The following is a 12426-nucleotide window of genomic DNA, read 5'->3' as shown; positions in this document are numbered from 1 at the left end:
GGGGCGGACGGGGGTCAGACGGCGGTCTTCTCGGGCTCGGCGGCCTGCTCGCCGTCGGCGAGAGCGGCGAGGAAGCGCTCGGCGTCGAGGGCCGCGGAGCAGCCGGTGCCGGCCGCGGTGATCGCCTGGCGGTAGGTGTGGTCGACGACGTCACCGGCGCCGAAGACACCGGTCAGATTCGTCCGGGTCGACGGGGCGGCCACCTTCAGATAGCCCTCGTCGTCCAGGTCGAGCTGACCCTTGAAGAGTTCCGTGCGCGGGTCGTGGCCGATCGCGATGAACAGCCCGGTTACCGGCAGCTCAGAGGTCTCGCCCGTCTTGATGTTGCGCAGCTTCAGTCCGGCGAGCTTCTGGTCGCCCTGAATCTCGGCGACCTCGCTGTCCCACACGAAGGAGATCTTCGGGTCGGCGAACGCGCGCTCCTGCATCGCCTTGGAGGCACGCAGCGTGTCCCGGCGGTGGACGATGGTCACGGACTTGGCGAACCGCGACAGGAAGGTGGCTTCCTCCATCGCCGTGTCACCGCCGCCGATCACGGCGATGTCCTGGTCCTTGAAGAAGAACCCGTCACAGGTGGCGCACCAGGAGACACCGCGGCCGGAGAGGGCGTCCTCGTTGGGCAGCCCGAGCTTGCGGTGCTGGGAGCCCGTGGTGATGATGACGGCCTTGGCACGGTGCACCGTGCCGGCGGTGTCCGTGACGGTCTTGACCTCGCCGCTCAGGTCGACGGCGACAATGTCGTCCGGGATGAGCTCGGCACCGAAGCGCTCGGCCTGGGCGCGCATGTTGTCCATGAGGTCGGGACCCATGATGCCGTCCCGGAAGCCGGGGAAGTTCTCCACCTCGGTGGTGTTCATCAGGGCGCCGCCTGCGGTGACGGCGCCCTCGAAGACCAGCGGCTTCAGCGACGCGCGCGCGGTGTAGAGCGCCGCCGTGTAGCCGGCGGGCCCGGAGCCGATGATGATCACGTTACGGACGTCGCTCACGGCTTGATTCCTCGTCTCTGGGGACTGCTGCGTACTGCCGGTGGGAGCTGCTCTCGGAACTCTCACCCCACCCAACGGATCCTAAGGGGCGTGCATTCCCGGTGTGTCCGGGCACACGGAGACGAGACACCGCACAGGGATGCCAGGGGTGGCACAGCGCGGGAGACAGTCCTCAGGGGCGAGAGTACGACCGCTTCACGAGAACGTCGCCGGCGGGTTCCGAACCCTTGTCCAAGCAGGAGGCATCGACGATGTATGCGGTGACGCGGGAGTCGTCGGAACGATGGGGAAGCAGCACGAGATACGCGTCGGCTCCCCGGTAGGTACCCGGCTCGGAAGCGATCGCGCCCGTGGTGTCGCCGATGCCCTTCGCGATGCAGACGGGCACATCGATCTTGAAGAACGTGTTCGTGCTCTTGTCCGGTGACGCCGCGGTTCCGAAGGGATCCTTCTGAGGTGACCTCTGGGCCTCGGTCTTGCCCAGGAGATCTCCGACCCGCTTCTCCAGCTTGACGCCGGAGAACGTGTCGGCCGATGTCGGAATCGCGCTCGTGGGACTGTCGCTCTCACCGATCGATTGGACGAGGACGGCACCGAAGCCCAAGGCGGCGATCGCGAAGACGGCACCGATGGCTGTCCTGCGACGGTTTCGGCGCTTGTGACTCGTGCGGCCCGGGCCGGTGGACGCGCGTGGATGGCCGACAGGGCGATCCACCACAGGCGATGTTTCACGTGAAACATGAGCGTCGCCCTCGCTCGCCGTCGTGCGGGAGCCCTCGGCAGGCTCATCGTCGGTCTCGTGCTCGGGTGCCGTGGCGTTCAGCAGGGCTTCGGCGGCCAGTGCGGCATCGATCCGTCCCGCCACGTCGTCGGGCATGCGGGGAGGGCCGGGCAGGGTGCCGAGCAGACCGCGGATCTCCTCCAGCGAGGCGTACACGTCGGCGCAGAGCAGGCACTCGTCCAGGTGCTGACGGACATCCGCGGTACGGGACGGCGGGAGCAGACCTTCGCTGAGGTCGGAGATCTCCGCGACTTCCGGGTGTCCGGCCGTGTCGGTCGTCGATGTCACGCTCGCCCACCTCCGCCCTTCACAGCAGCTGAATCGCTTGGCCCTGCATCATGTGGTCCCGCTGCGGGTGGGACGGATGTCCCCTGCGCCCGGTTCCTTCCCGTCCCCGACTTTTTGCCGCCGTCGCCCTCGCCCTCCGTACGGAGATGGGTCAGGAGCGGCAGAAGTCTGGCTCTGCCACGGGCGCAGCGGCTCTTCACCGTGCCGGTCGGCACATCGAGGATCTGCGCCGCCTCCGCCACCGGGTAGCCCTGCATGTCCACCAGGACGAGCGCCGCCCGCTGATCCCGCGGCAGGGTGCCCAGAGCCTCCAGCAGCTGGCGGTGCAGATCGTTGCGCTCGGCGGGAGCGGAAGCCGACTCGTGCGGCTCCAGCAGCTGCTCCAGGCGCTCGGTGTCGTCGACGGGCGACGTCTTGCGGGAGGCCGCCTTCCGGGCACGGTCCAGGCAGGCGTTCACCGTGATGCGGTGCAGCCAGGTCGTGACGGCCGCCTGGCCACGGAAGGTGTGGGCGGCCCGGTAGGCGGACACCAGCGCGTCCTGGACGGCGTCAGCGGCCTCCTCGCGGTCCCCCAGCGTGCGCAGAGCCACCGCCCAGAGCCGGTCCCGGTGACGGCGTACGAGTTCGCCGAAGGCGTCGGGGTCGCCCTCGACATGCCGGGCCAGGAGATCCTGATCGCTCACCCCGCTGTGATCAGCGCTGTGCGCCAATGGACCCCCTCCCTCGGTGAAATCTCAGCCCGTGAACTTCACGTCGGTGATCGCCTGCTTGTAGCCGGCTCCACTGAACTGGTCACCGTTCGCCCTCGGCACATCGGTGAGCCAGACGAGAACGTACTGGGTCTTCACCGACTTCTTGGCGGAGATCCTCAGTTCCGTGCCACTTGTCTTGTTCGTGGCGATCTTCGTCATGGAGCTGAGCGGAGCCGACGACGACAGGGAGTCGGCCGCGTACAGCGTGGCCGTCGTGTGGTCGCCGGTGTAGTACAGCCCTATCGAGGCCGCCGACACCTCCTTGACCGAGCCCAGGTCGTAGACGATGCCCACACCCTCTTTGAACGGCGCCAGGGTGGGGCCGTCGTTGTAGGAGTAGGTCCGCCAGTACGTCGACGAGCTGGCGTCGTACGTCAGCTTCGCGTCGTCTGCGTGCTGGGGCTTCCCGTCCGGGAAGTACTCCGCGGCGTCCTTGATGCTGAGCGTCGTGACGGGCTTGGCCTTGTCGGTGCCCTTGTCGTTGCCGTCCGTCGTCTGGCTGGTGTCCGGCTCGCTGGACTGGCCCCTACTGTCCATCAGCGCGTCGGCCAGCTGCCAGCTGCCGAGACCGAGTGCGGCGATCAGCAGTGCCGAGACGGCCCACTTGAGGGCCTTGCCGGTCCGGCTCTGCAGCGGGGGCGGCGGGGTCTGCAGTGGCTGGGTGACGCCGACGTGGGGGGCCTGACGGCCGTAGCTCCCCTGTTGGTACGTCGTGTGCTGGTAGTCGGGCGGCGCGGTGAACGCGGGCTCCGGCGGGCGGATCCGTGGCATCTCACCGATGGCCTTCACCAGCTCCTCCGGCGTCGTGCACGGAGACTCGTGGCGGGATGCGGTGGCACCGTCGTTGGCGAGCGCGCGCATGGAGAGCTCCGACAGCCCCCGGTGGACGCCCGCACGGACCTGGTCGGGTGCGATGAGCCCGACGCCCTTGGGGAGCCCGGAGAGGCCGTGCGCGTCGTTCTCGTACGGCCAGCGCTGGGTGAGCGCCGCGTACAGCAGCGCACCGATCGCCTCAGTGTCCGTGCGCTGCGGCGTGTCCGAGCCGATGCCGCGCAGCGCGGCGTTCACCGCGAGACCTCGGATGCGCCACTGCCCGGCGGCCGAACGTAGCACCGCGCTCGGGTTGAGCCGCAGATGCGAGAGGCCCTCGCGGTGCGCGGCGGCCATGGCATGGGAGAGCTGCGTGACCATCTGGTACGCGTCATGCGGCTCCAGCGGACCGGAGGCCAGCAGCGTCGTCAGCTCCGTGGCGTCGGGCAGCCATTCGTGCACCACGTACACGAGGTCGTTCTCCTCGACCGCGTCCAGTACCTGGACGAAGCGGGGATCACCCAGCAACGCCGAGGAGCGGGCCGCCGCCAGCACGGAACGAGCGCGCGCGTGGTCGGCGGGCAGTACATGCACCCCGACCGCGCGGCGCAGCTTCTCGTCCACGGCGCGCCAACTGCTGAAACCGTCCAGACGGGTGACGCACTCTTCGAGGCGGTAGCGCCTGGCGAGTTTGTGGCCGCTGTGCAGTTCGGGCGGTGTCGTCTTCGAAGGGCTCTCGGTACCGCCGCTCCCCTGTGCCTCTTCGCTCGCCGAGCTTTCCGTGTCCCGCTCCCGGTTCTGGGCCTCCCCGTCGGCCGTGGACTGGTCCGCTTGTGCGGTCAGCGGCTTGTCGCCGCTGTTGTCTGCCACGTCGACGGCAGCCGTGCTCCGTTCCGCCACCGTCGTTCCTGCCTCCCCATTCGTTGAGCGCTCCAAGGCGCCAGAGCCAATTGTGCCCACAGTCCGCCGCTATGAGCGACACGCGTCGGCGGACGATGGTTGTGCGCGTACCCCAGCCTCAGCGCCCCAGCCGTCCGCGAACCATGCCGACCATGGAGTTGAGCTCTTCGATCCGCATGCGTCGCGCGGCGACGTAGAAGACACCGAGCAGGACGATTCCTCCCCCGACGAGTGCGAGCATCGAGCCGCCGACTCCCTGTCCCAGGCTTCGGCTGATGCCGTAGCAGGCCGCGCCGCTGACCAGCGCCGCGGGCAGCGAGGCGATGGACAGCCGCGCGTATGTCCGCATGACCTTGGAGCCGTCCAGGTCCCCGCCCAGCCGCTTCTTGAGGCGCCGCCAGGCGACGCCGACACCGATCATGTATGCCAGACCGTACGAGGCCGCCATGCCCACCACGGCCCAGCGGGCCGGGATCACGAAGAAGCAGATGGCGGAGGCGCTCGCGTTGACGGCGGCCACTATGACCGTGTTGTAGAAGGGCGTCCGGGTGTCCTCGTACGCGTAGAAGGCGCGGAGGACGACGTACTGCACGGAGTACGGGATCAGGCCGAGCCCGAAGGCCATGAGCATGAAGCCCATGTTGGTGGCCGCGCCCGTGCCGGACGAACCGAAGATCAACGTGCACATCGGGATGCCGAGTGCGACGAAGCCGAAGGCGATCGGCACGATGGCGACCGCCGTGGTGCGCAGGCCCTGTGAGATGTCGTCACGAACGGCGCCCGTGTCGTCCTCGGCGGCCGAGCGCGAGATGCGCGGCAGGAGAGCGGCCATGAGAGAGACGGTGATGATGGCCTGCGGAAGGCCCCAGATGAGCTGGGCGTTGGCGTAGGCACTGAAACCTGTGCCGGCGATGTTCGTCTCCGTGACCGCTGCGGTAGCCAGCTGGGTGACGACGAGGGCCCCCGCCTGGTTGGCGAGTACGAACAGGATCGTCCACTTGGCGAGCATCGCGGCCTTGCCGAGGCCGTGGCCCTTCCAGTCGAAGCGCAGCCGCATCCGGAACCCGGTCTCCCGCAGGTACGGGATCATCGCCAGGGCTTGGACCACGAGCCCCAGGAGGATGCCGATACCGAGCAGCCGCTCGCCCTCCGGCGGGATGTTCTCGACCGACATGTGGGAGTCAGCCGCGCTGCCGTAGACCCAGAGGAACGCGCCGAGGGTGACGATGATGACGATGTTGTTGAGGACCGGGGTCCACATCATCGCGCCGAAGCGGCCACGGGCGTTGAGGATTTGCCCCATCACCACGTGGATGCCCATGAAGAAGATCGAGGGCAGGAAGTACCGAGTGAAGGTGACAGCGACGTCGTTGGCCTCGGCGTTGGTGGCGAGGGGGGTCGACAGAGCGCGGACGAGTAGCGGAGCGGCGAACATGGCGAGCGCGGTGAGGAGGCCCAGGATCACCATGACCAGGGTCAGCAGCCTGTTGGCGTAGGCCTCTCCGCCGTCCTCGTCGTCCTTCATGGCACGGACGAGCTGTGGCACGAAGACGGAGTTGAGACCACCGCCGACAGTCAGGATGTAGATCATCGTCGGCAGCTGGTAGGCGACCTGGAAGGACTCACCGAGAAGGGCGAGACCGAGCGCCGAGACGATCATCGCCGAGCGGATGAACCCCGTCAGGCGCGACACCATCGTGCCCGCCGCCATGACGGCGCTCGACTTCAACAGGCCCGAGGCCCGCCCGCCCTTCTTCGCGGCAGGCGTGGGAGCCGGTGCGGGCTCCTCGTACGCCGGGCGGCCCGGACCGGGCGTCGGGGCGGGGGCCGGCCCGGGAACGGAGGGCTGCCCCATGGGGGCGTGGCCGCTCTGCTGCTGGTCGCGGAAGAGGTGGGCGAACGCGTCCGGCTCGTGGCGCTCCTCGCCGGCCTGTGTCACCAGGTCGTCCACGCCGACGAACTGGGTCGTACGGGCGTCGTCGCCGTACGGCAGATGCCGTGTCGGTCCCTCGGGCTCGGGTGCCGGTGTCTGGGCCCAGACCCGGGGGTCGGGCGCGTACTGCGGTGCCGACGGCTGGGAGTAGAGCGGCTGCTGCGGCTGGTAGGTGCCCGGGGCCGGCGGCGGGTGTGCGGCGCGGTCGTAGAGCGCCTCAGCCACCGGGTCCTGGGCGGCGAGATCCCGTGCGCGATAGGGGTCCTGGTCGTAGGCGTCCTGGAGGTACATGTCCGCGGGAGGCTGCGGCGGCACCTGGCCCGGCCCGGGCAGCGGGCCGTCGGGATACCCCGAGTCGGCCGCGCCCTGGCCGCGGTCACCGTCGTACGGCGCGTTCATGGTTACCCCACCTCATCGTCCCCGGGCCAACCGGCCACGACAATCGCTCAACGGTCCACTCTCTCACCCGTGCCGGACGGGTCGGCGCTTTCCGGAGCGGTGTCCGGTGCCGGGTCACTCGGGTGCTCCGGCGCGTCTGCCCCGGCCTTCACCGGAGACTCCTCCTCGGCAGTGTGTACGACTGAGGCCGCCTTGGCGTTCGCGTCCTCGTCCGTCGGAACGCCTTCCGACGAGTCGTCGTCCGTCGAGGCACCCTCAGCCTCCAGCCGGGCGGCGGCGCGCTTGCGTTGCGTGTACATCCGGAATCCGGCGAGGACGAGGAGCAGGACGCCACCGGCGATGACCAGCATCACCGTGGGCGTGATCTCGGTGACGTTCACCGTGAATCTGACCTCGTCACCATACTTCTCGCCGTCCGCCGTGTAGAGCTGGGCGACGACGGTGACCGGCCCGTTGGCCTCGGCGTTGGTGGTGAACTTCACCGACTCGCTGTGCCCGCCGGAGATGTCGACGGACTGCTCGTCGAAGTCGTCGTCACCGATCTTCAGACGCTTCGGGGCCTTCGACGTGAGGCGCAGTGTCAGGTTGTCCACGCCCTGCACGAGGTTGTTCTGCACGGTCACGGGGATCGTCGCGCTGCGGCCCGAGAGCTTCGTCTCGGACTTTTCGATCAGCCGGACCTGGTCGGTGAGCGAGTTGAGGTACGACTGGACGTCGTTGCGGTAGACCGCCGCCTCGACGGAGTGGTCCCGCCAGGAGGTGGACATCTCCCGGTCCATGGTCCTGCCGAACGGCGTGACCACGCGGGACTGGTCGGAGAGGATCACCTTGAAGCGGTCGAGGTCGGCCTGCGTGGCCCGGATCTCTTCGAACGCCGACTTGGGCAGCGCCCGCTTCCGCAGCGGAGAGGGGTATGCCGAGGCCGACGGGATCCTGGTGCTGGCGCTCGGGTCGGGCTTCGCGGCGGCGGCAGCCGACAGCTCCTGGGGCTGTGACCAGTTGCCGCCCTGGAGCGCCGTCAGAGCCTGCGCCATCGTCTGCGCCTGGCTCGCCGTCGGCATGCGCTGCGGGGCGATCACGATGCTGCGCTGCTTGTTGTTCTGGAGGTCCGTCACCAGGCTCTGCGCGAGGAACCTCTGCACCGCCAGCGTGGAGCTCTCGGCCTTCGTCATATCGCCCTGGAAGGCGGTCGACAGCCGGGCGTCCGCGACCACGGCCGTGGTGCCGCCGCCGATGGGCCGGGCCGCGTTGGGCGTGTAGGACAGGCTGCTGCTCTCCTGCAGGCTGTCGCTGCGGGCGATCACCTTGTCGGCGCCCGCGGAGATGGCGACCTTGACGATCGACGGGTCGACGGCGCCGTTCACGGGCCAGGCGAAGTCCGTCTCCGGTACCACCCGGAGGATGTTCTCGACGGTGTCCGAGGCCACATCGGTGGCGTCCTTCAGCCGGCTGAGGGAGCCGGTGATCGTCTTGCCGTTGTGGGCCAGCGACGCGAGGTCGGGGTCGGCGAAGGGGAGAGCGATCACTTCCTCGCCCTGGACCGCCGTCTCCAGTTCCGCCAGCCACTCCTTGGCGACGGCCTGGTTCTTGCCCGTGACGGTGGTGCCCCCGCTGCGGACCCGGTAGCCCTCCGTCATCGCGACGACCGACGCCAGCAGGTCCGGATCGATCACCCAGGTGATGTCCAGATCCTTGCCCAGCGTCAGCATCTGCTCCAGGCGTCCGCCCGCGGAGATCTCCTTGGCCAGGTCGTCGTTGAGGAAGACGGGCGTCTGCTGCTCGCCGGGACCGGTCTCGGCCGTCAGGTGAGTGGTGGAGATCAGCGGCCAGAGGTACGTCGTCTTCGTCTTGGCGCCCGCCTCGTCGGGCTGCCAGGGCAGGAACGTGCGCTGGATGCCGAGCACCTGGTCGTACTGGGCGGCGGAGGTCTTGCCCGAGAGCGTGACACCCAGCTGATAGACACCGTCCGAGCCGAGGTCCAGCTCCTTGACGGGCACCGAGATGGTGAAGGGCTGAGCCACGCCGGAGGCGAGCGTGGAGAACTTCTCCACGTACTTCCCGCCGACCTCCCTCCCGTCGGTGTACTGGTCGAAGCCGGTGCGCTTGGCCGCGTCGTCGATGGCCGAGCGGCCCGTCACGGTCGCCGAGGCCACGCGCAGGCCCACATGGGCGTCCGTGACCGTCTGCTTGCCCTTGTTCGTGACCGTGCCGGAGACGGTGACCGTGTCTCCGTCGGTGGGCACGCTGGGGGTGAGCGAGTCCAGGGAGACCTCGACGGTTTTCGACCCCGTGGCCTTGACCAAGGAACCCTTCGGCGCCGCCTGCGCGTCCGGGGCCGCGGGCAACTGGAACAGACCGGCCAGCAGGGGCGCCCCGGCGAACAGTGCCCCGGTGCGCAGCAGCCACCGGCGGGCAGGTGAGGGACTCGTCCCCTGGAAGTCTGCCGCCTCGGCCACGCGCTCGCCCGTCCCTCGTCGTCGTCAGTGGTCGTCGGAATGTGCGTCCACGCATGGTAACGATGTGCGCTGAGGGGAAGTGCCGCGGTCCGCTCCACAAGATCGGGGGAGGAGGCCGTGCTGTCCCCGTATGTGCACGTATCAAAGGGGTCGGTGATGGGGTCACCTGCGCGAAGCCGTTGTGCACGTTCAATGGAGGCGACTGCTGCCACCGGCGCCACGTACCCTTTTCTGTTGTGCCGAACGCCAACGAAGACATCAGTGCCCTGAGCCAGGTGCAGCGCCGCGCGGTGAGTGAACTGCTGCGGGTGTCGCCTGTCGCCGACGACCTCGCCCGCCGTTTCCAGGAGGCCGGGTTCTCGCTCGCCCTGGTCGGTGGTTCGGTCAGGGACGCGCTGCTCGGCCGGCTCGGCAACGACCTGGATTTCACGACGGACGCCCACCCTGAGAACGTGCTGAAGATCGTGCGTCCTTGGGCGGATGCCGTCTGGGAGGTCGGGATCGCCTTCGGCACGGTGGGGGCGCAGAAGGACGGCTACCAGATCGAGGTCACGACCTACCGCTCCGAGGCGTATGACCGGACCTCGCGCAAGCCCGAGGTGTCGTACGGTGACTCGATCGAGGAAGATCTCGTACGCCGTGACTTCACTGTGAACGCGATGGCGGTGGCCCTCCCTGAGAAAGAGTTCATCGACCCCCATGGCGGGCTCGAGGACCTCTCGGCGCGCGTACTGCGGACTCCCGGCACCCCTGAGGAGTCCTTCTCCGACGACCCGCTGCGGATGATGCGGGCCGCGCGTTTCGCCGCTCAGCTGGACTTCGAGGTGGCCCCTGAGGTCGTCTCGGCGATGAGCGACATGGCCGGCCGTCTCGAGATCGTCTCGGCGGAGCGGGTACGGGACGAGCTGAACAAGCTGATTCTGTCCGCCCACCCCCGGGAGGGCCTGAGCCTGCTGGTCGACACCGGGCTGGCCGAGCACGTCCTGCCCGAGCTGCCGGCGCTGCGGCTGGAACGAGACGAGCACCATCGCCACAAGGACGTCTACGACCACACGCTGATCGTCCTGGAGCAGGCGATCGCGCTCGAGGAGAGCGGACCGGACCTCACGCTGCGGCTCGCCGCGCTGCTGCACGACATCGGCAAGCCCCGCACTCGTCGATTCGAGAAGGACGGCCGGGTCTCCTTCCACCACCACGAGGTGGTGGGCGCCAAGATGACCAAGAAGCGCATGGCGGCCCTCAAGTACTCCAACGAACTCGTCAAGGATGTCTCGCGCCTGGTCGAACTCCATCTGCGCTTCCACGGGTACGGCACCGGTGAGTGGACGGACTCCGCCGTCCGCCGCTACGTGCGAGACGCCGGCCCGCTCCTCGATCGGCTCCACAAGCTGACCCGCTCCGACTGCACCACACGGAACAAGCGCAAGGCGAACGCTCTGTCCCGCGCGTACGACGGCTTGGAAGAGCGCATCGCCCAGCTTCAGGAGCAGGAGGAACTGGACTCCATCCGCCCGGACCTCGACGGCAACCAGATCATGGAGATCCTGGGCGTCGGGCCCGGCCCGGTGATCGGGCAGGCATACAAGTTCCTGCTGGAGCTGCGGCTGGAGAACGGGCCGATGGAACACGGCGAGGCGGTGACAGCACTCAAGGAGTGGTGGGCTCAGGCATCGCAGGTTTCGTGACGAGAGGTATTCCGTCGCCTTCGGAGGACAGCGCGGTGCGATGTTTCACGTGAAACATCGCACCGCACTGCTATGTCGCGCAGTCGACTCGGGCGTCATGGACGCCGGAGCGTCGATGTTTCACGTGAAACATCGACGCTCCGGCGTCAGCGCTGTCTCGCTACCCCGAAACGGGCCATGACCGTAGCGATCACTCCGTAGATCACGGCCACAGTGAGCACCAGAGCGACTGAGCGGCCGTCCGGGGGGAGCATCAGGGCGGCCATGGCGGCGGCGCCGACGAAGGCGACGTTGAACAGGACGTCGTAGAGGGAGAAGATCCGGCCCCGGTAGCCGTCCTCGACAGAGGACTGGACGATCGTGTCCGTCGAGATCTTCGCCCCCTGTGTCACCAGACCCAGGACGAAGGCCGCGATCAATATGGGCCCCTGCGTGAAGGGCAGGCCGAGGGCCGGTTCCAGCACGGCGGCGGCCGCGGAGCAGGTGACGATCCAGAGGCCGGGACCCAACCGCCCGGCTGCCCAGGGCGTCATCACCGCCGCGGTGAAGAATCCCGCTCCCGATATCCCCACGGCGAGACCGAGGAGGGCCAGCCCCTCTTCCGGGTCGGACGCCCCGGAGCCGGTGGACGACCAGGCGTACCGGCAGAGCATGAGCACCATGACCGTCAGCGCGCCGTAGCAGAACCGCATGAGTGTCATCGAGATCAGTGCCCAGGCGGCCGCCCGTCGTCCAGGCTCGGCGAGATGTCGCACGCCCGCTGCCAGACCCCGTGCGGTCCCGGCGAGCGCCGCACCCAGGCGCGGTTGCACCAGCTCGGGGTCCGGGCCGAGCAGTTCCCGGGCCATGCGCAGTGAGGCCAGGGCCGCGCAGAGGTAGAGGGCCGAGCCGAGGAGGACCACCGCGGCGTCGGAGTCCGAGGCCACCAGCCGTACGACGAAGGCGAGTCCGCCACCGGCGGTCGCGGCGAGCGTTCCGGCTGTCGGCGAGAGCGAGTTGGCGACCACGAGACGGTCGGCGTCCACCACACGGGGCAGCGCGGCGGAGAGTCCCGCCAGGACGAAGCGGTTGACCGCCGTGACGCAGAGCGCGGAGACATAGAAGAGCCAGTCGGGCACATGGCTCAGGATGAGGACGGCTGTCACCGATGCCAGCAGGACGCGCAGCACGTTTCCGTACAGCAGGACCTGGCGGCGCCGCCAGCGGTCCAGCAGGACGCCCGCGAAGGGGCCGACGAGGGAGTACGGAAGAAGCAGGACCGCCATCGCGGAGGCGATCGCGGCCGCCGACGTCTGCTTCTCGGGCGAGAACACGACGTAGGTGGCGAGCGCGACCTGGTAGACGCCGTCGGCTCCCTGGGACAGCAGTCGTACGGCCAGCAGCTGCCGGAAGTCCCGGAAGCGGAGCAGGATGCGCAGGTCGCGCACGACGGACAT

General features: G+C 68.8%; 8 protein-coding genes. 1 reads left to right on the top strand and 7 read right to left on the bottom strand.

The annotated features are described in order from the left end of the window. Window positions 1-14: 14 nt before the first annotated feature. The 6 genes from trxB to OG202_RS24620 form a co-directional block, all read right to left on the bottom strand. Window positions 15-986: a thioredoxin-disulfide reductase gene (gene trxB, locus OG202_RS24645; RefSeq protein WP_328223599.1), complete on the bottom strand. Its 972-nt coding sequence runs from the start codon at window positions 984-986 to the stop codon at window positions 15-17. Between the two features lie 172 nt (window positions 987-1158). Further along, window positions 1159-2055, bottom strand: a complete 897-nt coding sequence (locus tag OG202_RS24640; RefSeq protein WP_327728794.1) for an anti-sigma factor family protein — start codon at window positions 2053-2055, stop codon at window positions 1159-1161. Then, window positions 2052-2765: an RNA polymerase sigma factor SigM gene (sigM, locus tag OG202_RS24635; protein WP_326580741.1), complete on the bottom strand. Its 714-nt coding sequence runs from the start codon at window positions 2763-2765 to the stop codon at window positions 2052-2054. The genes OG202_RS24640 and sigM overlap by 4 nt, the downstream gene beginning before the upstream one ends. 24 nt (window positions 2766-2789) lie before the next feature. Next, window positions 2790-4517, bottom strand: coding sequence for a protein kinase family protein (locus OG202_RS24630; protein ID WP_327728795.1), 1728 nt, complete (start codon window positions 4515-4517; stop codon window positions 2790-2792). A gap of 118 nt (window positions 4518-4635) precedes the next feature. Beyond that, entirely contained in the window at window positions 4636-6849 is a 2214-nt protein-coding gene (gene murJ, locus OG202_RS24625) for a murein biosynthesis integral membrane protein MurJ (RefSeq protein ID WP_327728796.1), read from the bottom strand. Window positions 6850-6896: 47 nt separating this feature from the next. Continuing rightward, window positions 6897-9305 (bottom strand): DUF6049 family protein, encoded by a 2409-nt coding sequence (locus OG202_RS24620; RefSeq protein ID WP_326580747.1) that lies wholly within the window; start codon window positions 9303-9305, stop codon window positions 6897-6899. A 236-nt stretch (window positions 9306-9541) separates the two neighbouring features. Here OG202_RS24620 and OG202_RS24615 point away from each other — a divergent pair, with 236 nt between their 5' ends. Then, the gene (locus OG202_RS24615) at window positions 9542-10990 is read left to right on the top strand and encodes a CCA tRNA nucleotidyltransferase (protein WP_327728797.1); all 1449 of its coding nucleotides are present in this window, start codon (window positions 9542-9544) and stop codon (window positions 10988-10990) included. Window positions 10991-11136: 146 nt separating this feature from the next. Here the strand turns inward: OG202_RS24615 and OG202_RS24610 are convergent, their stop codons facing one another. Continuing rightward, on the bottom strand, window positions 11137-12426 hold the full coding sequence (locus tag OG202_RS24610) for an MFS transporter (protein WP_327728798.1): 1290 nt from the start codon (window positions 12424-12426) through the stop codon (window positions 11137-11139).

The sequence above is a fragment of the Streptomyces sp. NBC_00310 genome (genome assembly GCF_036208085.1).
Lineage (GTDB): Bacteria > Actinomycetota > Actinomycetes > Streptomycetales > Streptomycetaceae > Streptomyces.
Note: the sequence above shows the minus strand (reverse complement) of the source record. Positions and strands in the feature narration are given on the sequence as shown.